This window comes from Paraburkholderia sp. RL17-368-BIF-A (assembly GCF_046054045.1).
In the GTDB taxonomy this organism is placed as follows: Bacteria; Pseudomonadota; Gammaproteobacteria; order Burkholderiales; family Burkholderiaceae; genus Paraburkholderia; species Paraburkholderia graminis.
In genome coordinates, this window is record NZ_JARESN010000008.1 from 45,159 (window position 1) to 66,030 (window position 20,872).

The 20,872-nt window shown below is 59.8% G+C and carries 25 protein-coding genes, 1 tRNA gene and 1 pseudogene; 11 read left to right on the forward strand and 16 right to left on the reverse strand.

From position 1 onward, the window contains the following. Positions 1–48: 48 nt before the first annotated feature. From P0D87_RS15700 to P0D87_RS15710, 3 genes are all read right to left on the reverse strand, one after another. Positions 49–2,034 carry a DNA topoisomerase IV subunit B gene (locus tag P0D87_RS15700; protein ID WP_053857729.1) on the reverse strand — a complete coding sequence of 662 codons (1,986 nt, stop codon included), beginning with the start codon at positions 2,032–2,034 and terminating at the stop codon, positions 49–51. A gap of 396 nt (positions 2,035–2,430) precedes the next feature. After that, a complete protein-coding gene (locus tag P0D87_RS15705; protein WP_053857728.1) occupies positions 2,431–4,425 on the reverse strand; it encodes an ATP-binding cassette domain-containing protein in 1,995 nt (664 codons plus the stop codon). Positions 4,426–4,663: 238 nt separating this feature from the next. Next, positions 4,664–5,065 (reverse strand): DUF4399 domain-containing protein, encoded by a 402-nt coding sequence (locus P0D87_RS15710; RefSeq protein ID WP_053857727.1) that lies wholly within the window; start codon positions 5,063–5,065, stop codon positions 4,664–4,666. A gap of 217 nt (positions 5,066–5,282) precedes the next feature. Here P0D87_RS15710 and P0D87_RS15715 point away from each other — a divergent pair, with 217 nt between their 5' ends. From P0D87_RS15715 to P0D87_RS15740, 6 genes are all read left to right on the forward strand, one after another. Continuing rightward, complete coding sequence (locus tag P0D87_RS15715) at positions 5,283–5,474, forward strand: rubredoxin (RefSeq protein WP_029970007.1); 192 nt, start codon at positions 5,283–5,285, stop codon at positions 5,472–5,474. A 140-nt stretch (positions 5,475–5,614) separates the two neighbouring features. Continuing rightward, positions 5,615–5,689, forward strand: a tRNA-Arg gene (locus tag P0D87_RS15720). Between the two features lie 121 nt (positions 5,690–5,810). After that, positions 5,811–6,539, forward strand: coding sequence for a hypothetical protein (locus P0D87_RS15725; protein WP_408636870.1), 729 nt, complete (start codon positions 5,811–5,813; stop codon positions 6,537–6,539). Positions 6,540–7,469: 930 nt separating this feature from the next. Next, a complete protein-coding gene (locus P0D87_RS15730; RefSeq protein ID WP_408636871.1) occupies positions 7,470–7,862 on the forward strand; it encodes a hypothetical protein in 393 nt (130 codons plus the stop codon). Positions 7,863–7,955: 93 nt separating this feature from the next. After that, positions 7,956–8,234: a hypothetical protein gene (locus tag P0D87_RS15735; protein WP_408636872.1), complete on the forward strand. Its 279-nt coding sequence runs from the start codon at positions 7,956–7,958 to the stop codon at positions 8,232–8,234. A 7-nt stretch (positions 8,235–8,241) separates the two neighbouring features. Then, positions 8,242–8,790 (forward strand): hypothetical protein, encoded by a 549-nt coding sequence (locus P0D87_RS15740; RefSeq protein ID WP_408636873.1) that lies wholly within the window; start codon positions 8,242–8,244, stop codon positions 8,788–8,790. A gap of 162 nt (positions 8,791–8,952) precedes the next feature. Here P0D87_RS15740 and P0D87_RS15745 read toward each other — a convergent pair whose 3' ends face one another. The 5 genes and pseudogenes from P0D87_RS15745 to P0D87_RS15765 form a co-directional block, all read right to left on the reverse strand. Further along, positions 8,953–9,261 (reverse strand): addiction module antidote protein, encoded by a 309-nt coding sequence (locus P0D87_RS15745; protein ID WP_408636874.1) that lies wholly within the window; start codon positions 9,259–9,261, stop codon positions 8,953–8,955. Further along, positions 9,258–9,566: a type II toxin-antitoxin system RelE/ParE family toxin gene (locus P0D87_RS15750; protein WP_408636875.1), complete on the reverse strand. Its 309-nt coding sequence runs from the start codon at positions 9,564–9,566 to the stop codon at positions 9,258–9,260. The genes P0D87_RS15745 and P0D87_RS15750 overlap by 4 nt, the downstream gene beginning before the upstream one ends. Before the next feature lie 302 nt (positions 9,567–9,868). After that, positions 9,869–10,066: a hypothetical protein gene (locus tag P0D87_RS15755; RefSeq protein WP_408636876.1), complete on the reverse strand. Its 198-nt coding sequence runs from the start codon at positions 10,064–10,066 to the stop codon at positions 9,869–9,871. A gap of 187 nt (positions 10,067–10,253) precedes the next feature. Next, positions 10,254–10,697, reverse strand: a complete 444-nt coding sequence (locus P0D87_RS15760) for a hypothetical protein (protein ID WP_408636877.1) — start codon at positions 10,695–10,697, stop codon at positions 10,254–10,256. 99 nt (positions 10,698–10,796) lie between these two features. Beyond that, positions 10,797–11,078: pseudogene (locus tag P0D87_RS15765) on the reverse strand (SOS response-associated peptidase family protein); the annotation flags it as partial. A 466-nt stretch (positions 11,079–11,544) separates the two neighbouring features. Between P0D87_RS15765 and P0D87_RS15770 the strand changes: the two are divergent. The 5 genes from P0D87_RS15770 (at position 11,545) to P0D87_RS15790 (ending at position 13,928) form a co-directional block, all read left to right on the forward strand. Beyond that, the gene (locus tag P0D87_RS15770; RefSeq protein WP_408636879.1) at positions 11,545–11,955 is read left to right on the forward strand and encodes a hypothetical protein; all 411 of its coding nucleotides are present in this window, start codon (positions 11,545–11,547) and stop codon (positions 11,953–11,955) included. Then, a complete protein-coding gene (locus P0D87_RS15775; protein WP_408636880.1) occupies positions 11,894–12,340 on the forward strand; it encodes a helix-turn-helix domain-containing protein in 447 nt (148 codons plus the stop codon). The genes P0D87_RS15770 and P0D87_RS15775 overlap by 62 nt, the downstream gene beginning before the upstream one ends. Further along, entirely contained in the window at positions 12,337–12,795 is a 459-nt protein-coding gene (locus P0D87_RS15780; RefSeq protein WP_408636881.1) for a DUF6941 family protein, read from the forward strand. The genes P0D87_RS15775 and P0D87_RS15780 overlap by 4 nt, the downstream gene beginning before the upstream one ends. A gap of 47 nt (positions 12,796–12,842) precedes the next feature. Beyond that, positions 12,843–13,073 (forward strand): hypothetical protein, encoded by a 231-nt coding sequence (locus P0D87_RS15785; protein WP_408636882.1) that lies wholly within the window; start codon positions 12,843–12,845, stop codon positions 13,071–13,073. A 465-nt stretch (positions 13,074–13,538) separates the two neighbouring features. Then, positions 13,539–13,928: a hypothetical protein gene (locus P0D87_RS15790; protein WP_408636883.1), complete on the forward strand. Its 390-nt coding sequence runs from the start codon at positions 13,539–13,541 to the stop codon at positions 13,926–13,928. A gap of 130 nt (positions 13,929–14,058) precedes the next feature. Here the strand turns inward: P0D87_RS15790 and P0D87_RS15795 are convergent, their stop codons facing one another. The 8 genes from P0D87_RS15795 to P0D87_RS15830 all read right to left on the reverse strand — a co-directional run bounded on the left by P0D87_RS15795 (position 14,059) and on the right by P0D87_RS15830 (position 20,872). Continuing rightward, positions 14,059–14,559 (reverse strand): hypothetical protein, encoded by a 501-nt coding sequence (locus P0D87_RS15795; RefSeq protein ID WP_408636884.1) that lies wholly within the window; start codon positions 14,557–14,559, stop codon positions 14,059–14,061. Continuing rightward, on the reverse strand, positions 14,546–14,812 hold the full coding sequence (locus tag P0D87_RS15800) for a DUF7940 domain-containing protein (protein WP_408636885.1): 267 nt from the start codon (positions 14,810–14,812) through the stop codon (positions 14,546–14,548). Before P0D87_RS15800 ends, P0D87_RS15795 begins: the two co-directional genes overlap by 14 nt. After that, entirely contained in the window at positions 14,809–15,126 is a 318-nt protein-coding gene (locus P0D87_RS15805; protein WP_408636886.1) for a hypothetical protein, read from the reverse strand. Before P0D87_RS15805 ends, P0D87_RS15800 begins: the two co-directional genes overlap by 4 nt. Before the next feature lie 102 nt (positions 15,127–15,228). After that, positions 15,229–16,068, reverse strand: a complete 840-nt coding sequence (locus P0D87_RS15810) for a hypothetical protein (protein WP_408636887.1) — start codon at positions 16,066–16,068, stop codon at positions 15,229–15,231. 62 nt (positions 16,069–16,130) lie between these two features. Further along, positions 16,131–16,445: a hypothetical protein gene (locus tag P0D87_RS15815; RefSeq protein ID WP_408636888.1), complete on the reverse strand. Its 315-nt coding sequence runs from the start codon at positions 16,443–16,445 to the stop codon at positions 16,131–16,133. 7 nt (positions 16,446–16,452) lie between these two features. After that, positions 16,453–17,172 carry a hypothetical protein gene (locus P0D87_RS15820; protein WP_408636889.1) on the reverse strand — a complete coding sequence of 240 codons (720 nt, stop codon included), beginning with the start codon at positions 17,170–17,172 and terminating at the stop codon, positions 16,453–16,455. After that, a complete protein-coding gene (locus P0D87_RS15825) occupies positions 17,172–17,480 on the reverse strand; it encodes a hypothetical protein (RefSeq protein ID WP_408636890.1) in 309 nt (102 codons plus the stop codon). Before P0D87_RS15825 ends, P0D87_RS15820 begins: the two co-directional genes overlap by 1 nt. Beyond that, positions 17,480–20,872 (reverse strand): TipJ family phage tail tip protein, encoded by a 3,393-nt coding sequence (locus P0D87_RS15830; RefSeq protein ID WP_408636891.1) that lies wholly within the window; start codon positions 20,870–20,872, stop codon positions 17,480–17,482. Before P0D87_RS15830 ends, P0D87_RS15825 begins: the two co-directional genes overlap by 1 nt.

The following is a 20,872-nucleotide window of genomic DNA, read 5'->3' on the forward strand; positions in this document are numbered from 1 at the left end:
TATCGTGTTTGGCGTGAGGTTTCGTGCGGGAGCGCTGGCTTGCACCGCTCAGATATCCGCTTCGACTTCATTGCCCTTTTCTTCGAGCCAGTTGCGGCGCGACGCCGCTTCGCCCTTGCCCATCAGCATGGTCATGCGCGCGACCGTGGCGTCGTAGTCGAGCTCGCCGAGCGCCACCGGCGTGAGACGCCGCGTGTCCGGGTTCATCGTCGTATCCCATAGTTGTTCGGCGCTCATTTCACCCAGCCCCTTGAAGCGGCTGATCGACCATTGCGTGTCGCGCACGCCGTCCTTGCGCAGCTTGTCGAGAATCGCCTCGAGCTCGCCTTGGTCGAGTGCGTACAGCTTCTGCGCGGGCTTCTTGCCGCGCGCGGGTGCGTCGACGCGAAAGAGCGGCGGACGCGCGATGCACACATGACCGCGTTCGATCAACTGCGGGAAGTGCTTGAAGAACAGCGTGAGCAGCAACACCTGGATGTGCGAGCCGTCCACGTCCGCGTCCGACAGAATGCAGATCTTGCCGTAGCGCAGATTCGACAGATCGATCTTGTCGTCCGGGCTGTGCGGATCGACGCCGATCGCCACCGAAATGTCGTGCACCTCGTTATTGGCAAAGAGACGGTCGCGCTCGGTTTCCCACGTGTTCAGCACCTTGCCGCGCAGCGGCAGGATCGCCTGGAATTCCTTGTCGCGGCCCATTTTCGCGGAGCCGCCCGCCGAATCGCCCTCGACGAGGAACAACTCGTTGCGGCCGATTTCCGTCGATTCGCAATCGGTCAGCTTGCCGGGCAGCACGGCCACGCCCGAACTCTTGCGCTTCTCGACCTTTTGCCCGGCACGCGTGCGCGCCTGCGCCTGCTTGATGACGAGGTCCGCGAGCTTCTTGCCGTGCTCGACGTGCTGGTTGAGCCACAATTCGAGCGCCGGACGCGCGAACGACGACACCAGCTTCACCGCGTCGCGGCTATTCAGACGCTCCTTGATTTGCCCCTGGAACTGCGGGTCCAACACTTTCGCCGACAGCACGAACGACACGCGCGCGAACACGTCTTCGGCGAGCAGCTTCACGCCCTTCGGCTGCAGGTTGTGCAACTCGACGAAACTCTTGACCGCCTGGAACAAGCCTTCGCGCAAGCCGGATTCGTGCGTGCCGCCCGCGGGCGTCGGAATCAGATTGACGTACGACTCACGCGTGAGCGGCCCTTCCTCGCTCCACGCGACGACCCACGCCGCGCCCTCGCCTTCGGCAAACGTCTCTTCGTTCGCGCGCGAGTTTTCGGCGTAACGCTCGCCTTCGAAAAGCGGAATCAGCAGGTCGCTGCCGCTCATGCCTTCGAGCAGATAGCCGCGCAAGCCGTCTTCGTATTTCCAGCTTTGCTGTTCGCCGGTTCGCTCATTGACGAGCGTGACTTCGACGCCCGGCAACAAGACCGCTTTCGAGCGCAGCAGACGCTGCAGTTCGCCGAGCGGCAGATTCGGCGAATCGAAGTACTTCGGATTCGCCCATGCGGTCACGCGCGTGCCCGACTTCTTTTCGCCCCTGGCTGCGGCGCGCACTTCGAGCGGCTTGGCGACGTCGCCGTTGGCGAAGCTGAGCGCGGCGACCTTACCGTCACGCCATACGGCGACGTCGAGGCGCGTGGACAGCGCGTTGGTGACCGACACGCCGACGCCGTGCAGGCCGCCCGAAAACGTGTACGCGCCGCCAGCGGCTTTATCGAATTTGCCGCCCGCGTGCAGGCGCGTGAACACGATTTCGACGACCGGCACGCCTTCTTCCGGATGCAGGCCGAAGGGGATGCCGCGGCCGTCGTCTTCGACCGACACCGAATGATCCGCGTGCAGCGTGACCGTGATTTGCCGGCCGTAGCCGCCGAGGGCTTCGTCCGACGCGTTGTCGATGACTTCCTGAATGATGTGCAGCGGATTCTCGGTGCGGGTATACATGCCGGGCCGTTGCTTGACCGGCTCGAGACCCTTCAACACCTTGATCGACGCTTCGCTATACGCGGCGTTTGGCTTTTTCGTGGACATGGTTGACTCGGGTGCGTCGGTTCATCGTTGTCCACAGGTCCGGTTGATAAGTCCGTGGACAATGCGTTGAGTTTTCAAAAAAAGCGAAACGAAACAACGTGGTTAGGTGGGATGCCCGCGATGCGGGCAAGCTGTTTGTCGCATGGGTTGCGCTCGTTCGCCGCGTGATGAGCGCGCGGCGTTCGTGCGCATTTACAGCATTCCCCTGATTGGGCGCTGCATCTCGCGGCCCAGCGCCACCGCTGCTGAAAACGCCGGGGATGCCTTGTTCGCGGGGTATTTTACTGATTTCGAACCTGGCGGCAATTCACGGCGCACACGATTGGCCATTCGGACAAGGCGCGGTCCACATGCAAGCGAAAGCGCCGACGACGAAAGACGCCGGCGCTTGCCGCCTCATTTGCGACGGTTTTCGAGTTCGTCCCAGCGCTCGAGCGCGGCCAGCAGTTCTTCGTCGATAGCGGCATAGCGTTCGGAAAGACGCGTGCCTTCCTGCGGGTCCTTCGCGAAGACCGAGCCTTCTTCAAGCTGGGCGCCGATGGTTTTCTGCTCGGCCTCCAGCGCGGCGATTTTCTGCGGCAATGCCTCGAGTTCGCGCTGCTCCTTGAACGACAGCTTGGCCGCGCGCTGCGGATTGCGGCCGGCTGTGTTGTCGTTGGCGGAGGCGTCTTTGGCTGTGTCTTTATTGGCGTCTTTCGCCGCGTCTTTCGTTGTGTCCTTAGTTGTGTCCTTAGCCGCGTCCCTGCTCGCCTCTTTCTGCGCTTCCTGCGCCAACTGCTGCGAGCGCTCGCTTTGCAACTGCCAGTCGGTGAAGCCGCCCACATACTCGCGCCACTTGCCGCCGCCCTCCGACGCGATCACCGACGTCGCGACGTTATCCAGAAACGCGCGGTCGTGGCTCACGAGCAGCACGGTGCCGTCATAGTCCGTGAGCAGTTCTTCAAGCAGTTCGAGCGTGGGAATATCGAGGTCGTTGGTCGGCTCGTCGAGCACCAGCACGTTGGCCGGCCGCGCGAAGAGACGCGCGAGCAGCAGCCGGTTGCGCTCGCCGCCCGACAGCGACTTGACCGGCGAACGCGCTCGCTCCGGCGCGAACAGAAAGTCGCCGAGATAGCTCATGACGTGCTTTTTCTGACCGTTGACCTCGACCCATTCGCTGCCTGGGCTGATGGTGTCGGCGAGACTTTTGTCCAGGTCCAGTTGCGCGCGCATCTGGTCGAAATACGCGACCTGCAGATTGGTGCCGACGCGCACCGTGCCCTCGTCCGGCTTCAATTCGCCGAGGATGATCTTCAGCAGCGTGGTCTTGCCCGCGCCGTTCGGACCGACAAAGCCGATCTTGTCGCCGCGCATGACGGTACCGGTGAAGCGGTCGATCACCGTGCGCGAGCCGTAGCGCTTCGTGACATCCGTCAGTTCCGCGACGATCTTGCCCGACTTCTCGCCCTGGCCGACGTCGAGCTTGACGTTGCCTTGCACGTTGCGGCGTTCCGCGCGCTGGTTGCGCATTTCGACGAGCCGCGCGATGCGGCCGACGCTGCGCGTACGCCGCGCCTCGACGCCCTTGCGAATCCAGACTTCTTCCTGTGCGAGTAGCTTGTCGGCCTTTTCGTTTTCGACGCGCTCGATTTCCAGTTGCTGCGCCTTGCGCGTCTGATAAGCCGAAAAGTTGCCCGGATACGACAGCAGACGCCCGCGATCCAGTTCGACGATGCGCGTGGCGACGCGGTCGAGAAACGCGCGGTCGTGGGTGATGAAGAGGAGCGCCGCGCGCTGCGACACCAGCAGATCTTCCAACCAGCGGATGCCGTCGAAATCCAGGTGGTTGGTCGGCTCGTCGAGCAGCAGAACGTCCGGCTGCACGACCAGCGCACGAGCCAGCGCGACGCGCTTTTGCATGCCGCCCGAGAGCGAACCCACGCGCGCCTCGCCGTTCAGGCCGATCTGCTGCAGCGTGGTGGCGACGCGCGTGCTCCAGTTCCAGGCGTTCGTGGTGTCCAGCGACGATTGCAGCGTGTTCATGCGCGCCATCAGCGCGTCGTGCTGCGCGCCTTCCGGTTCATCCGCGAGCTGGTTGGCGACCGCGTCGTATTCGTCGAGCAGCGCGCGGGCGTGCGTGAGGCCGGCCGCGACGGCTTCGAAGACGGTGTCGTCGGTATCGAACTCCGGCTCCTGCGGCACGTACACCGTGGTCAGACTCTGCTGGCGCGCGACGAGGCCGTCGTCGGGCTTCGCCAGATCGGCGACGATCTTCAGCAGCGACGACTTGCCCGCGCCGTTGCGGCCGATCAGACCGACCCGCTCGCCCGGTTCGAGAGAGAAGTCCGCGTGATCGAGCAACGCGACGTGACCGAACGCCAGTTGCGCTCCGGTAATGGTGTAAAGCGACATGGGAAATTGGAGAAGACAGCGAGGATTCGGAACTGCTCATTGTACCGGGCGCGCGAGCGGGTGCCTGTATGCAGGAAGATATAGGACGAACGCGCCGCGTCGCGATGCCTGGCGTCGACGGTCGGCTCGGGTGGCTTGCGTCGGCTCTTATCCCCTTGCGAGCGTGCGAACGCGAGCATGAAGCGGCTGCCGGGCGATGCCGATGCGCGCCCGGCCATTTGCGATCCGGCGGCGCGCGCTACTTCACATGCACGGTGATGGTCTTGCTGAGTCCGGGACCATAAGAGCGATGTGCGCCGTCGCCGAATTGCAGCGTCAGCGTATGGTCGCCCGGCGTCAGCGTCAGGTCCGTTTCCGTCTGACCCTTGCCGAAGTGCAGCGATTTGTCGTTGGCGGGAATCACCTCGCCTTTCGGCAGCGGCTTGCCGTCCACGAGCAGATGATGATGGCCCGTGCCGTCCGTCATCGTGCCGGCCGGGGCGATCTTCATGCCGTCGACGGCGAATACCACGTGGACGGGATTGCTGACGGTCGCGCCGTCCGTCGGCTGCACGAAGGACACGCTTGCCGCCTGCGCCGCGCCGGACGCCGCCAGCAATCCAGCCAGTGCCGCGCCGGTCAACCATCTGGTTTTGAACATCGTTTTCTCCTTGTTAGAAACGTGAGCCACGCACGATGCGCAGCGCCGCTGCGAGTCAGCAGCATACACGCGGTGCGTGACGGAGCTTGTGCGTGCCTGCGTCAAGTCCGATTGCCGATGCCGTTGACGAATTCCGGTAATATTGCGGCTCTCCGCGGATGCCCGAAAAAGGGGCAGACTGCGCGGGATCATTGCATTGAAGAGAGAAGAGTACGTCGTGAGCGAAGTAACGGAAGTGACTGAGTACAAGAGCTGGGTTTGCCTGATTTGCGGCTGGATCTATAACGAAGAAGAAGGTTTGCCCGAAGAAGGCATCGCGCCCGGCACCCGCTTTGCCGCGATTCCCGAGGACTGGCGCTGCCCGCTGTGCGACGTCGGCAAGGCGGAGTTCGCGGTGGTGGAGTTTTGAGGTTGGGCGTGACGTCGTTTCCGACGGTTTTGCTATACTCTTGCCCTCGCTTGCATGGCTGAAAACGCAAGCGCTTGCGGCGTCATTTCGGCGCGGCAATCACAGATCAGGGGTCCGGTCCGCCCCGTTGTAGCTATCCGCTCCCTGTAGTTCAATGGATAGAACAAGTGCCTCCTAAGCGCTAGATGCAGGTTCGATTCCTGCCAGGGGGACCATTTGGCGGCCCGAAAGCCTTATTCAGCAAGGAAATTGGGTTAATTTGGCGTAGCTTTGGCGTAGCCGCACAAACGCAAAATTGAAAAGATACTAACGCTCCGATGTCGCCGGGGAATCGTAATGAATTCGTGGAAAGAATTAAAAGATAGCCCACTTTGGATTTTGTCGAGCGTGATCGTGGCAACGGTTGTCATCACCGGCGGAGTCTATGAAAAATTGGTGTTACCCGAACGGGTGGCTCAAGAGGCGAAGGCCGGCGTAGCGAAGCAATTGCAGGTCATGGCAGACCAAGCGGCATCTGAAGTCCAAGCGGCATCAGATACGGCGGCCAGCGCGATTCGAGCGACTACGGAAAAATCTGCAAACGAGGTACGCGCCGCCCAAAAGGCGACTGACGATGCGAAGGCGAAGCTGCGGGATTACGAGCAAGCGCACCTCCTAACAGATCATTCACCATATCCGCTCGGACTCGGAAAAGTTAAGGTAGGCGATCCGATCGACTCACTAGGCGAGGCGTACCCAGCAGGCGCGCTCGACAAAACCCCCATTGAAGAGGGGAACGATTACGTCGTCCTGGCGAACCAAGATGCGATTTTTAGCCACATCGTCTACTACTTTGACGGCAACGACAAAAAGCGGCGGATAACGCACATCTTGTTTGACACTTCGTACCCTGTAAAAATCTCCGACTCGCTTCTGCGTGACCGCTTCACCGAGATGTTCGGGCAGCCATCGTCGAGTCCGAAAAAGGGACATCTTGCTTGGAGAGCCGGAAGCGTCAGCGTTTACATGATGGATCCGACGTCGTTCACCGTGATGCGTTCAGCATACGCCCCGGGATTGTGGTAACCGTGTAATGACAGGGCGGCGGCTGCTTCTGTCTATCAAAGCGCTGGCTAACGGGTTACCTCACAGCAACGCCTCGGGATTTCTGCTCGGGCTAGGGCTAGGCATTGGCGATGCGCACTCAGCGCATTGATCAATTCACGCGCAAACTCGACTTCCGTCTTGAGCGTGCTTTCGCCCCGTCGGGGTAGGCGCGGTTGCCAAAGTTTACTCTGCCAACGCAGAGTTCGGATCGACAATCTTGGCCACCTCCCGCGTCACCCTGATAGCAGTCAGCAGAGCGTGAGCCATCCTGTACACGGCCTCGTCGATTCTGGCGAGTTTCTCCTCCGGTGTCTCGGCGCCGTTGCCAGCATCGAAATTCAAGACCGTCCCAGAGGCGACACCTGCGACTGGATGCATACGGCGGCGACTAAAGGATGGTCAACGTCCATTGAAACGTCAACCGAGTTTTTCCGATCTACAAAAATATTAGGTCGACCTAAACAAGTGGCGAATCGCATAGCGATATAAGCCCTCAGGCCAATCGAGCGGCGTCGAATTCACTAAACCTTTTTGGTTTAGTTCACTAAACTTCGCCTCGCCAAGGGCACCCGCCACCTCATTGCAGCCGCCGCAAATTGATTCTCTCGATGACATGCGCGTCTATCGACATTCGATTTCATCACGCTGTGCCAACCAAAAAATATCCTAGTGCGGCCTCGAATGGTCGAGGCGCTCTCAGCGGAGGATCAAATGGTATCGGCGAAGAAGCAACTTCGGACCACACGTCAGGAGGTCATGGATCTAGTCAAAGCGCATCCAGGCATCACATCGATCGAGGTTGCGACAAAACTTGGACTGTCGAACTCGACTCGTGCATCGTCCGCACTATGGCCAGCGATCAAAAGCGGGCGCATAGTCGCCGAGCGAATAGTGCACAACGGGAAGACTATGAACGCCCACTATCACGCTGATCAGGTGCCGCCGGATGCAGTCGAGAGAATCCAGCAAAACCTGGTCGATGCCCGCGAGGTCATCCCAATGTCAAAGGACGCGGGGGTGCGGAGCAGCGTGTTCGACGTACCGGGACAGCCGCGCCGCGGCCGGCGACCGGCGGGAAGGAACAGTTCATCTGGCTCGACCGCAGTGCCCACGGTCCCGCGTCCGACGATAACCGCGCAGCGCGCGGAAAACGGATTCGCGTGTGCCGTCACGAACGACGGGACCCTCGTGCTGATGCGGGCGGGCGAGATTCAGTTTTCGCTGTCTGACGTCGAGGCAGCGACGTTGCAAAGGTATCTACTGAAGCGCGTCGCCGCCAATCTTTTCGCCAGTATGGCCTAAATCGGATCGTGCCGGAGGTTCGCCGGCACGATCCGGGGATGTTGCTCAGGCGCGCTGTTGGTTGCACAATTGCAGCCCACGGGGATGACGACAATGAAAACGAAGACAGCCTTGGCAGCGTTGACCATGCTTGCCGCGTGCACCACCATATCCGACGTTACGCCGGCCGGCGACGGCCTCTACATCGTCACGACGCAAGTCCGCGGCGGGATGACGCCATGGGGCGAAGTCAAAGCATCGACGCTGAAGCGCGCGGACGAATATTGCCGGCAGCACGGCAAGCAGATGCATCAGGTCGATATGCAGACGCATGGCGTACGGGGGTGGACGCCACAAGAGGCGGAATTGCTCTTTTCATGCGTTAGTTTATGAGGACACGATGTCACTAGAACGAACAATTCCGGAATTGCTCAAAGGCCTGGGCAGCGTGTTGACCTCGGGAGTAGGTGCTTATCTAGCCCTTCACCTAAAAGACCTGTTCGATAGGCGCGGGCAATCGCGAACAGCCGATCTCGACGAATACAAGAAAGTCAGTAGCTTGCTCACGGATAGGGTGATCGCGGCCTTAGATAGCTCCGACTTCCTGGCAGGAACACCGAGAGCTGAGTTTTGGCAGCAACTCAACGACCTGATAGTCGCCTACGAAGGTAACCGCGAGCTGATTTTCCACGACCAGCAGCTAAACGCGGACTTCCACGCTCTTCGTAAGATCACCACTGAATTCGTCACTGAGGTGTCGCGGCTCACAGTCACTGAGGGAAATCCTCCGCAGTTCACAACCCGACCTCGTGCGAATCGCGTCTATCCGACCGACGAAAGCCGGAGGCAAAACGCCGAAGAAGCAAACGTCCTCGATCAGGCAGCGAGACAGTTGGGATCCCGTTCGCGCAAATTCATCGATCAGGCAAAGAGGCGGTTAAGAACGTAGGGGAAAATTAACCGACGTCCTGACAAAGACGAAGCCCGCGCCGAACTGCGCTGCCATCGTGCGACCGTGGGCGCTGCACCTGCCATTTTCACGCCTCAGTTTCGATAGCTGAATGTGCGAAAGCCCGCTCGAAGCGGGCTTGTTGTTTGATCAACGGCTGGTCTAACGGGTCTTGCGATCGGGAACCGCCGAGAATTTTATCCCTAATGCATGCATGAGCTTGCTGACCGTCTCGAACTGTGGCTTGGCACCCGGCTTCAGCGCCTTATACAGGCTTTCTCTTCCGAGACCAGCATCTTTCGCCACTTGGGCCATGCCCCGCGACTTTGCCACGTCAGCAATGGCAAGAAGTAACACATCCTGGTCGTCGGCCTCCATTGCCGCGTTAATATAGGACGCAATTGCTTCTTCGCTATCGAGATAATCTGACGCATCGAAGGGCGAAATCTTGACCTTCTCTGCCGTACTCATGGTTGCCTCTCCTTCTTGAACTGTTCCCAAATTGCCTTCGCTCGCTTGATGTCTGCGTCCTGGCCCGACTTGTCGCCGCCGCAGATTAGCAGGTACACAGTCCCGCCTTCCCGACCGTAATACACGCGGTAGCCTGGGCCGACGTCGATTTTCATCTCGGAAACCCCGTCGCCTAAGTCTCTGTACGTGCCGAAATTCCCTAATCGCGCGCGCTGGATCCTTGAAACGATCGCACCCTTACCTGTCCCGTCCTTCAAATCGCGAAGCCATTCTGAGAACTCGTCGGTCTGATTGATCGTATTCATGGTCACACTGTATCCGGTCGGATACACCCTTGACAAATAGAAAAAATTAATGATCGTTACTTATCGAACATATAGCGAAAGTACCTATTAAGTGTCACAACCTCGCGTCATTTTGTCCAGACCAAAGCCAAGACGCCGCTCAAGCGCGGACGGCAACCGCCTTGGCGAGGTAGTCCCCCACCACTGCATCATCTTGTGCCTGTCCTTCAGATATTCGGCGTGGTTGTAGGCCGCCCGCACGCTATTGCGCTCCGTGTGCGCCAGTTGGCGCTCGATCCAGTCCCGGTTGAAACCGTGCTCGTTCAGGATGGTCGACGCGAGTCCGCGGAAACCGTACCCGTCATGCGCGAGTGGTAACCCATACGGTAGAGCGCGAAGATGACCGTGTTCTCGCTCATCGTCTTGTTCAGATTCGTCGAGCTGGAGAACAGGTAACGAGAGTTGCGCTTCAGTTCGACCAGTTCCCGGAGTACCGCGTGCGCCCAGTTCGGCAGTGGCACGATGTGCGCCGTTCTAAGGCAAAAAAACCCACACGCTGTTTTGGCAACGGAGCTTCTAGTCGATAACAGCGCTCTGTCCGAGAAATCGATGAATGGTTTCCCTATCTCCATCCTGCGGATGGCCGAACAATGCAGCGATCGGGTGCGCGGCGGCGATCTCCGGCGGCGGCTCGGCACTACGCCAACTTCAGCCGCCGCGTGCCGCTGGGCTATGCGGCAGCAGGTTGGCGTGCAGCACGATAACGGTTAGTCCACAGGCTACCAAGAAAAACAGGACTGCAAAAATCGCAGATAGAAGCGGCAGGACTTCAGAATGGGGCCGCCATGACAAGCCCAGTTCGCTCTGCAAGTTCGTCACCTTCTCTGACAGATCCCTCAGCTTGACAGCGCCTAACAAGCCGATTGCGCTCGCCCCAACACTCAGGAGGATAGGAACCGTCATTGCCGCAGCAAGTCGATAACGATCACGAATATCCGTCGCGATGACGTAAGAGACGATTGCGCCCACTAGTCCGAAGACGAAAGCGGCCGACTTGCTGATGTTTTCAAAATAGAATTTATGGAGCTCAATCAATTCCTTGAACTGCTCCCATTCCAAAGGCGATCTGTTCTCAAGAGGTTCAGGTGCCATATCGACCTCCGCTACTGCGGCCAGCATTGCAATTGACCGTTGAAGATTAACCAACGTCGAGCCACGTATCTACCGTGTAACGTCACGAGGTGCAACGCATTAAGCTGCCATTCTGTGCTCGTAGTCCTCTAGGATCGCGAGCGCCGTCGAGAGGCTTTCCGGTTTGGGATTTGGCCAAGCGTCGATAGCGTGTGGCTGGATCGGAACAATGCAACGGTCGTGGCCTGCCGCGGCGCCTTCGGGTGGCGGCTCGTCGGTGATCGCCGCGAACGACAGCAGCGGGGGCGCCGGCGCTTTCCACTGCGACCACAGGCACGCGACAAGCATCTGGCCAGCGACGTAAGGGCGGAACTCCAAAACCATGTTTTCGTCCTTTCCATGCGGGTTCCGTCGATCAGCTACGATCTGTTCCGAGTAGCTCATGACGCCCGTGCGTCTCGCAGATGACCCCATGATAATCCGCCGGCTCCCGGTTATGCCGTACATCCATACAGGGTGTACCCCATGCCTCATTTCATCCACGCCCCTGCGTCGGGTGCGAGCACTTTGCCGAGTTCCGCACCGGCGGCTCGATCGTTCTATGCATGTACGGCGATCGCGCACAGGTCAACGCTCAACCCCAGCAGGGCTGCGTTCATTGGGTCAGGTCAATCGGAGCGGACGACGATAAAAGTCATGTACGTCGCATCAATTTCGAAGCCGAGGGGCCATAGCGGCGCCGGTGCTGAGTAAAATCCTGAAGCCCCCGACGCAGACTCTAGGTCTAAAGATTTCGCTCGGAACGCCGACAACTATGTGGAAGCGAACGTAAACCTTCGGCACCCTCGGATATAACACAGATGCTATAATGTCCCAACTGATCGTTGAACCGAATGCCGAAAGTGACTTGGATGAACTGTTCGAAACCGATCCAGACGCAGCGGCCATCATCGATGTCTTGCTCGACGAAATTTACGGTGATGAAGAGTTGATCCAGCTGCTTTGCGCAAACAGGACTGCTCGCTTGGAAGATCCAGCGTTTAACAACGAGCGATTCATTGAGCTATGGGACGCCGGATACACTATCTACAGGCTCAAGATATGGGATATGGATGGCGGTCTACTGGACCAACGCGTGCTTCACGCATATGACGGGCGCAGCGCTTGCACACATATCCTCGGCATCTTACATAGAGACTACGCGTATGACACAGCCCATGAAAAAGTCAGAAGATGCGTTGAAGACTACGACGCCATTGGGATTTATAGAGCCAAGTAGCGCCACGTCTGGTGGAACGCTCCTGCAGTTTGTGGTGAAGTCATTCCCCGTTGTGTCGCACCGAGGCGCAGGGCGGTCCATTCGCGACGTTACCGCAAAATATGAAGCCGATCCTGTTAAGCGAGCCGCAATCGAGCGAGCCCGTGGAAAGCTCGCAGCTCGAATTTCGGAAGCAAACGGGGGCCGCCGGACTTTGGCGACTATGCGTCTCGGCGCAGGGCTATCGCAAACACAACTCGGTGAAAGGATAGGCGTGCCACAGTCCCAAATCGCTCGACTTGAAGCCGGCGGCATTGCGGTTGCAAACGCTAAGACAATTCGGAAGTTGCGCGAAGCGCTGGGCGTTTCCGCCGATGAGATCCTCGACTGCGTGTCTGAAGAATGACCCCATCTGTTCCCGCTCCCAACAAGGTAGAGCGCTTTCTGTCGGTCGTATACTGCGACGACGTCCGAAGCGAAATACACAACAAGTTTTCTTTCGTCGGCATCTATCAGCACAAGTTGTTAGTGCCTGCTTTCCCCGCGCGTATTTTGCGGCTGTGTATTGTCCTGCAGTTGTTCTGCCCGAAGAACCAACCATTCAAAACTGCCAAGTTTGCGGTCTATCGAGACGATGATCTATTCGCTGAAATAGAAGTCAGTCCGCCTCAAGAGCAATGGGATGGCCAAGAAGGATTCGTCGGAGCCGTTGTTCCGTTCATCTTCGAAAACGTTGAATTCACGGCGAACGCAAAGTTTCGAGTCAGAGCAATATTTGACGATGGGATGATCATCCCCGCCCCAAGCCTCCTCGTAGAAACCATGGGCGAGTCGAACACCAACTTGCCCACGCCAGCATAGGGTTCTGACGGGCACACCCGATGCTCCAGACGGCTCAGGAGGCCGTCATGCAAGAACCCACCTTTGACCCGTTTCAGCAGCCGCCGCTAGTTGAGGCGCTACTCGTCGCGCTGCACACTCTTGTCGTACACGACTGCATGGAAGTGACGAGCGAGGGTCAAACGTGGACGCTCGACTTCATACCTCAAATCAGACAGATCGAAGCGGCGCTGAAGACAGCGGGAATCGACGCGACGAAGCCAATGCTTGCGCCGGTGAGATGGGCCGACGAGACTTGAATGACGTCCGCTGAACGGCGATGCCCGATGGCTTGACGCCTGAATGCGCTGCCTCAACGCACGCATCCGACAACCGGCGCATAATGTTCGTCCCAAACGACCAGCAGTCTCCAAGAAGTGCTCCTGAAGTGCAAAATATGCGGCAATGGCTCCCTTATCCCGCTCTTGATCGGAGGGCGGCCGGGCGACAGGCCACAACGCGCCACGAAAGCTCAGTGCGATAAATGCGGCAGCGTGCTCAGCATGACTGCGCCGCCGCTCTCCACCGACAGCGACGTACCGCCGCACGAAGGCTTCGCGGAATAGGCCTGCATCTACTTCGCTGCAGATGGCCGCCAGCCGCACTTGGCCGCGCCCGCCTGGTCATGCGCCAGAATCGCCTTCGCCGTCTCGTCTGTCAGCACGTCACCCTTGCTCACGTAGATTGGCTTCGTCCAGTCGCACCCGGTGTCAACGAACCGGGTCTTGACCTGCACCAATGGCTCCGCGGCCGGCGTCTTCGCCTGGTCGACTCCATTCGTCGCGCAACCGCTGCTGAGCGACGCCACTAGGCAAAGCGGCAATGTCATTTTCCACATCGGTTCTCTCCTTGGATGCTCGTGCGCCAGCCTGAGCGGCCGCCGCGTTTGCTTGCGCTTCTGCGTCGCGCGTTTCCGCGACCTGTTGTTTCGCCGCCGCGGCGTCGGCTTTCGCGAGCGCCGCGGACTGCCCGGCCTGCGCCACCTTTGCATCAGCGCCCTTGCTCTTCACAAACCCGAAAAGAACGCCGCCGGCGGCGAGCACGGCGCCGATGATCACGCCGAAGTGCGCAGCAATGAAGCCGAATATCACTGTCATGGCAGTTTCACCTTCTGAAAGTAGTTCGCCCGGCAGCGCGGGCAGCTATAGACGAGCACGGCAGGGGCGCGCCCCGGGTCAACACCGTTGATGTCGAGAGGCGTGCGGCACTCCGGGCAGTCGGGCGGCTTCGCCGGCGGATCGCCTGTCATTGCAGAACTGCCTGGACCGCCGCGGCGGCCTGCGCATGCAGCGCGGGCCACGTGTCAGGCTTAGGCTTACCTGGCCGCCACACGCGCAGATAGAGCGCCCACGATCCGGCCACGTCGCCGACGGGCGGCAGCGCCTTTGGATCGGTGAAGAGCCCCAGCCGCGCGACGCCAGCAGCGAGCACGTCGTCCTTGTCGAGCGCGCCATAGATCGCGGCAGGATCGAATGCGACGTCGCGCGCGCGGCAAAGGATGCTCAGCCAGTAGCGGCTCGCTGGGTGCAGATAAAAGCCCCAGACGCCGCCGCGCGTCTTCGCCGTGCCCTGCTCGCATTGCCAGAATCCGCGCGCCGGGCCGCCGATCTGCTGACGTGCCGTGAAGCGCGATTCCTGCAGGCCGATCGACAGCATCATCACGCGCGCCTCAGGCGTATCCATCTGCGGAGGAAGGATCGCGAGCGCCGGCGCAATGGCGTGCTCGATCACGTCATTGAGTACCATCGCCGCCCTCCTTCGGCACGCGCCGCACCGCGGTGTAGCGCACTGCAACGATCGACGCGAAGAGGATCGCGTACGCGATGGCCTGCTGCGTGTGTGCCGGGATAATCGACTTGAGATCGTCCGGCAGGCTGTGCCAAGCGTCGCGAATAACCGGCCCGAAGGCAGAGATCGCTGCAAGCGCGCTCGAGAGAATCACTGTGCCGCGCTTGTGCAGTTGCTGCCAGCCATCGGCCAGCGTGAGTTTGAATTTCATTTTGTCCATCCTCGCGTTTCAGGCCGCACGCCAGCGCGGTCGTAGAGAAGCCGGTCCAGCTTCTCGTTGATCGCCTTGAGCTGCTCCTTGTTGTCGGACTTCTGCTCGCTCTGGTCTTTCTCGATGTGGTTCGTCCTGTCCTCGAGACTGCTGATGCGCCGGTCAAAGCTGAGATACAGGCCGAAGCCAGAACCCAAGCAGCCGGCCAGAAGCGCGACCAACGTCATGAGCGTCGGAATATTCACCGACCTGTCGAACGACCATTGCCGCCCGCCTGCTTGCAGCACCGCCCCCGGTTGCCGTTCTTGCGTCACGCGCCTCTCCTTTGAAAACTGCGCGGCCATAAAAAAACCGCCCGAAGGCGGCCAATAAAAAAGCCAGCTCGAAAGCTGGCTTGTTCGGTGTTGTACTGCTGATTAAGTCCCGGCAGCTGATGCGCCGCTCGCAGCGGTCGCCGTTCCGGCAGACTGCTTGTAAAGCGCGGCAATAGCGTCTGCGGCCGCCTGCGTTCGCGCGTCCAAGAGATATGCGTCAGGCGTCCGGCAATCAGCCCCCAAGTGCGCCAACTCCGGCGTCCGTATGACGTTACCAGAGCCGTCATAACCGATCGTCAGAGGCACTCCTCCGATCTCCTGAATAAGTGCCTTGCTTGATGCCTGTGTGATTGCGTATTGCAACCCGTACGCCGCAGAAAATCCCGGCGGCTGGTCACACGTCAGAATAGGCGCAATTGCGAGCACCAGTTTGCCGCTCACCGAAGCGCGTTGAGCAAACACCGTCAAATCTTGGATGAACTGATTGATCGCCGCGCCCTGAGTAGGGTCGTCAGTGCGACTGGCCATGTCATCGAGTTCGAAATTGACCACCAGATATTCGCTTGGGTCCGCTTTGAACTGATCCGGTGTAGGCGGCAAGCCGTTATTTTCGCCAACCACGATCTGATGGAGTGTCGTTCCGTCCATCACTTGCGCAGTCACATTGGCCGTAACACCGCGCGCCGCAAGCGCAGCCTGCAGTGCCTGCACTGACGCTGCCGCATCGCTGCTGGTGGCCGGCGCCGACGACGCGGCATTAGCGACGGCAAGCAGCTGCGCTTTCGATGACGCTTTGGACCCGATGACCAAGGGCTGGCCATACAAAGAGAGCTTCATCGTCTTTGCCGCCGGCGCGACGCTGCCGCCGTCCCCGCCACCACCGCAGCCCACGAGCGAAGCTGCCGCTAATACAATCCCCGCAATCATTCTCAACATCATCATCCCCCGTTGTCGCCTTTCAGATTGTTTCTGGCAAGAAAGTTTACAGGGAATTTACGAAAGCGCTAATCCACTATTTCGGCGCCAGCCAGCGCATAGCGATTCATGGATGTCGGCACGCTGCTTTCAGTAGGCGCGACGGCGGCCAATGCCGTTTCGGCAAAATCGCGAGCATCGACACCTTTGTCCGGAAGACCCGATACAGCGATCTGTTGCGCATACATGGGAAATTTTCCGCCGTCTTTTGCATCTTTTGAAAGGTAAGAGGCTACGGTAGCGACAGTGGCTACCATTTCGTAGTCAATGGCGACCTGAATCACCACGTGATAGCCGGCTTTAGCTCCCGTGGAGGGAGTAACGTATTCGATTTCAAGTGGCATGATTTCCTCAAATAATCCCGGTCATATCCATGACCATAAAATTCCAGGCACTCGCCTCGCGGAAGCCAATGTAGTGGCCGCCGCTGTTGTTGTAGTACGCGTGCCATTCCCACGTGACTGTGCCGCCGCTAACGCCCCATGCGGTCATCCATGCCCCGGCGGATCCGTCGCTGTTCAATAGGTGCCCGGCGTAGGCCCCGGCCACAGCAACATTCCGCCCATAGTTGACCGACTGCGTGCCCGGGCCGGGCATCGATGTGCCCGTTCCGTCGAAGCCGGTTCCAGGGATGACTTGCCCGGATTTGACGTCAATGATGCGGGCGAACGGATTTGCCGCGTCCGCAATGAGTACGCCATTCGAATCGAAGACCTGAAGACCGAAACGATTGGCGGAAGTCGGAACCTGATCGAAGATGAACAGGTTGATCGTCGTCGCGGCCGCGGCGACAAACTGAACGGTGAACGTATTGCCGCTTCGCGTGAACTTGTAGGGTGTCACCATCACGCCGCCGTCTGCCGTGAAAGCAAACAGCGGATACGCCGCATTGAAAGTGAATGTGGTCGACTGGAAATTGACGTAGAACTGAGTGCCAACGTTGTTGAAAACGGTAGGCACGCTGGTGACTGCGGTGGCTTGCCGCATTTGCGCCGTCATCTGGTAGTTCGGCGTCTGACCGTCGATCTGCACTATGCCAGTATCGGTGAACGCCTGAAACCCTGCCGTCATCAGAAAACCCCATAGAACAGCCAGCCCGACACCGGATAGAAGAAGCTGCCGGCGCTACCGCTGAACATCCAACTGACGCCGGTCGAACTAATGGAGATTTGAGGCGGAGGACTGTTGGCGTTGATGTGCATGAAGAGAAAATCAGGCTGGAACGAGAAGAACGGCGTTCCTCCGGAAAGGTCTGCGGCCTGAGAGCCGCTTAAACCGTTATTGGGTATGTAGACCGAGCCTTTGATGCGCCCCACCCTCTGCGTCGCGTCGAGCATCAACTGGCCGGCTGCATTCCATATCTGAAGTCCAGCCGTCATTACCAGAGCCCCAAGCGGACGCGCAGCGTCCCATTGTTATCGTAGACGAGCAGCGTCGAATCGCTCAACGTGAGATAGCCGCTGCCGCCATTCGCGCCGTTCATCGTCAGCGTGCCATTCTTATCAAGCTTCCAGCGAGGCTGCCCATTCGCTCCCAGCGCCGTCGACTGGATCACGTCCCCGATCATTGCGTTCTGGATCCAGCCTATGCCAATGAGCGCCTGGCTGATGAACGCCTGGCCGCCCTGAATCACAAACGGAGCTGTAACGGAGCTGCCGTTCGGGTCGAGCACTGCGAAGCGGCTCGCCGACACGAGCACCTGGGACTCGACCACGCCGCTCGTGTTGTCGACGCCAACGCCGATGCCGGCGATGTACGTGCGGCCGTTCGCCGTGATCTGCGTCTTGATCTGGTAGGAAGCGGCCACGCGTCCGTTCAGGTCCGCATAGGAAGTCGCGACCGTTTGCACAGCTGCTGTGTTCGCGTTTGCCTGCGCCTGCACTGTCGTGATTTGCGACGACATTGCACTGTCAGCGTCGACGCGCGCTTGGGTCTCGGTCTGCACTGCAGCGAGCAGTGTCGTCTTCGTCGAGGTGATTTGCGCAGTCGTCGTTTCAACGTTTTTCGCAATCGCCAAGTCCGCCTCGGCGCGCGCTGACTGCTCCGACCAGACGCCGGCGTAGACCTGAGTCGAGCCAGCATAGTCGCCTGTGCTGCCGGCCATCTCTGGAATGACGACTTGCGCCGACACCTGATCGATGCGGTTCGACAGCGCCGTGTCGCCGTCGACGCGCGCCTGTTGTTCGTTCGTGATGGCAGCGGCGTTCTGTTGGACGTCCTGCTGCAGATCCGGGATGAGCTCGATTGTCTCGAGCAGGTCGGCGCCGAGCGACGTCTGCGAAATGTGGCCGGCGAAATACGCTTCGTACTCCGTCTCGTCGCTGCTGCTCTGCCCATTAACGCCAGCGCCCGCCGGATACCACGGGCCAATGTTTCCGGACGTGTCGACCAGCCGCGCCCAGAAGAAAAACGACTGGCCCGCGGCGAGCCCTTGATAGGAAGTCGAGGCTTGCGGATAGGCGAAGTCGGAAAACTTGATCGCATCCGCCAGCACATTTGTCCGGCTGTACCAAATCTCTGTGCGCTGCGTGTCTCCGGCGGAGCCGTCCGCAGGGAACGTCCACTTCACGTTGATGCCGAACACGATCGACTCGGTAGTCAACGACGTTACCTGCGGTGGCGGACTGGTCTTCCCAGTGAGCGCCGTGTCAACGCTGTAAGCCGGAATCGACGTGACGCCCATCGCGTTGACGGCGCGCACGCGCGCGAGGTATGTGCCCTGATAGATGCCCACGACCTCCGCCTGAAGGCCGCCAACCGAGTTCATGGCTACCCACTCGCCGTTGTCCTTTCGCCACTCTGGCAGGTACGACACAGCCTTGTCAGCGGCATTCCAGGCGATCACCATCACCGTTTTGGAAATGCCCTGATCGATGACTGAATACGTCGTCAGCGCGACGTTCGTGGGCGGCGGCTGCACCGACGGCGGAATGACCGTTACGGGACGCACTTGAATGGCCGCGCCGTTGTCAATCGCCGCGTATTTGCCTGGCTCGTGCTGAGTGGCGTTGACCGTGTAGACGATCTGGCCATCGTCGTCGCTCTCTGCAACGCTGACGACGCGGAACAGCTGCGATGCAAGATCAGTGCTCTCGAGCATCCACACCGCGCCAGATACCGGCGTGCTGGTGTAAATGTCTGAGACGGTGATCGCATCGCCCGCGACTGATTGCACCGTTCGCTTCTCTGCAATGCCGGTCGGCAGGATGACGGTGAGTTCGTCGCCGGAGGCGACGGCCGGTGCCTTGTCAAGCGTGACCGTGCGGCCGTTGACGGCGCGAACGCGGCCACCGATGCGCCTGCCGGCCTTCTTCGGATCGGCCACCGCAATGATTTGACCGGGCGCACAGAGGGTGCCGTCGAGCCCTACCTGAAACGTGACCGTATTGGTCTCGTAACGGCTCGTGAGAAGCGTCCAAAGACCGACGCGGTGCGCCTGTCCTTGTGACGTAACACCGAACGCTGTGATCTGCGCCTTGACGACGCCATAACGCGCGATGCCGTCGTCATCCAGCACAGGCTCGACGGCCTGCTTGTACGCGTTCGCCGGATCGTTCCAGCTCACCAACGCCGTGGTGTATCGCGTCTTTCGCTCCGATCCGGCGTATTCGAACTTGCCGTCGACGACATTCGCCGCCGTGTAGACATAGACCGGATCGGAAGGCATGTCTGCGCTCGCGACGACTGCTCCCGGACCCCAATAGGCGATGCCGCGGAACGTCGTGGCGAGATCCTGCAGCACCTTGTATGCGTCGGCCTGCGACTGGATGACTGCGTTACACGTAAAGCGCGGCTCCTGTCCGCCCTTGCCGTCCGACACCATGACGTCGCAATACTGCGCGATGTTGTACAACCCCCACTTGTCGACCATCGACGCGTCGATGCGCGCGCCCAGTCCATACCGCGCATTCAAAACGAGGTCATAGAACACCCATGCCGGGTTGTTCGACCATGCCGTCTTGAATGTCCCGTCCCACGTGCCAGAGTAAGTCCGCGCCTCCGGGTCGTAGTTCGTTGGCACGCGGATCAACAGACCCTTGATGTCATAGGCGCGCGTCGGGACTGAGCTGAACGACTGTGCATCAAACGACAGGCCGACAAGCGCGCTCATCGGATAGCGGAGCTTCCGGTCGATGATCTCGGTAATCGCTTCGATGTTGATCGTATCGGCAATCAGCGAGCTATGTGCGTTCGGCGTGATGCGGCGCACGCGCACCAGCCAACCGGTCGCTGCCGCCGGCAGTTCGACTCGCACGCTGCGCTCGTACAGTGTCGTTGTCTTGCCGTCGAATGCTCCGGTGACAACCTGAGCATATGATCCGCCGTCTGTCGCCAGATCGATCGCGTACTCGACGCGGTATCCAGTGACGTTGCCCGTCGTCGAGTCCGACTTCTGCAGTGCCGGCACGCCGAAACGGATGCGCACCGCGGTCAGCTGCGTGTTCTCGACCTGATGAACCCACGGCGCTTCAGACGTCAGCGGTACACTGACAGGCTCTTCGCTCTCAACGGACGGAAAGCCAGACATGTATGTCTGGTCTTGCGTGCCGAGGCGATAGTCAACGCTGTAGTTCGCGAAGTTGACCGACCCGTCGCTGTTCTGAATCGGCGTGTCGTCGAGATAGACCGATTGCAGGCCGTTGACCAGCCCGAAGATCGGACCTTCCGACACCAGGTCGAGCACGCGCGCATAAGCGATTGAGTGCAGGCTATCCGGCGACTCCGTCGGCGTGCTGCCGGAGCCCCCTCCTTTCGAACCCTGAATGAGCAT

Excerpts from the sequence above, each read along its gene's own strand:
- P0D87_RS15750 (WP_408636875.1), bottom strand. The coding sequence starts at position 9,566 with ATGAATACGATCAATCAGACCGACGAGTTCTCAGAATGGCTTCGCGAT.
- P0D87_RS15730 (WP_408636871.1), top strand. The coding sequence starts at position 7,470 with ATGAACGCCCACTATCACGCTGATCAGGTGCCGCCGGATGCAGTCGAG.
- P0D87_RS15700 (WP_053857729.1), bottom strand. The coding sequence starts at position 2,034 with ATGTCCACGAAAAAGCCAAACGCCGCGTATAGCGAAGCGTCGATCAAG.
- P0D87_RS15800 (WP_408636885.1), bottom strand. The coding sequence starts at position 14,812 with ATGAAATTCAAACTCACGCTGGCCGATGGCTGGCAGCAACTGCACAAG.
- P0D87_RS15705 (WP_053857728.1), bottom strand. The coding sequence starts at position 4,425 with ATGTCGCTTTACACCATTACCGGAGCGCAACTGGCGTTCGGTCACGTC.
- P0D87_RS15745 (WP_408636874.1), bottom strand. The coding sequence starts at position 9,261 with ATGAGTACGGCAGAGAAGGTCAAGATTTCGCCCTTCGATGCGTCAGAT.
- P0D87_RS15815 (WP_408636888.1), bottom strand. The coding sequence starts at position 16,445 with ATGCCACTTGAAATCGAATACGTTACTCCCTCCACGGGAGCTAAAGCC.
- P0D87_RS15760 (WP_408636877.1), bottom strand. The coding sequence starts at position 10,697 with ATGGCACCTGAACCTCTTGAGAACAGATCGCCTTTGGAATGGGAGCAG.
- P0D87_RS15770 (WP_408636879.1), top strand. The coding sequence starts at position 11,545 with ATGTCCCAACTGATCGTTGAACCGAATGCCGAAAGTGACTTGGATGAA.
- P0D87_RS15830 (WP_408636891.1), bottom strand. The coding sequence starts at position 20,872 with ATGCTCATTCAGGGTTCGAAAGGAGGGGGCTCCGGCAGCACGCCGACG.
- P0D87_RS15825 (WP_408636890.1), bottom strand. The coding sequence starts at position 17,480 with ATGACGGCTGGACTTCAGATATGGAATGCAGCCGGCCAGTTGATGCTC.
- P0D87_RS15785 (WP_408636882.1), top strand. The coding sequence starts at position 12,843 with ATGCAAGAACCCACCTTTGACCCGTTTCAGCAGCCGCCGCTAGTTGAG.
- P0D87_RS15780 (WP_408636881.1), top strand. The coding sequence starts at position 12,337 with ATGACCCCATCTGTTCCCGCTCCCAACAAGGTAGAGCGCTTTCTGTCG.
- P0D87_RS15775 (WP_408636880.1), top strand. The coding sequence starts at position 11,894 with ATGAAAAAGTCAGAAGATGCGTTGAAGACTACGACGCCATTGGGATTT.
- P0D87_RS15740 (WP_408636873.1), top strand. The coding sequence starts at position 8,242 with ATGTCACTAGAACGAACAATTCCGGAATTGCTCAAAGGCCTGGGCAGC.
- P0D87_RS15810 (WP_408636887.1), bottom strand. The coding sequence starts at position 16,068 with ATGATGATGTTGAGAATGATTGCGGGGATTGTATTAGCGGCAGCTTCG.
- P0D87_RS15735 (WP_408636872.1), top strand. The coding sequence starts at position 7,956 with ATGAAAACGAAGACAGCCTTGGCAGCGTTGACCATGCTTGCCGCGTGC.
- P0D87_RS15725 (WP_408636870.1), top strand. The coding sequence starts at position 5,811 with ATGAATTCGTGGAAAGAATTAAAAGATAGCCCACTTTGGATTTTGTCG.
- P0D87_RS15795 (WP_408636884.1), bottom strand. The coding sequence starts at position 14,559 with ATGGTACTCAATGACGTGATCGAGCACGCCATTGCGCCGGCGCTCGCG.
- P0D87_RS15710 (WP_053857727.1), bottom strand. The coding sequence starts at position 5,065 with ATGTTCAAAACCAGATGGTTGACCGGCGCGGCACTGGCTGGATTGCTG.
- P0D87_RS15820 (WP_408636889.1), bottom strand. The coding sequence starts at position 17,172 with ATGACGGCAGGGTTTCAGGCGTTCACCGATACTGGCATAGTGCAGATC.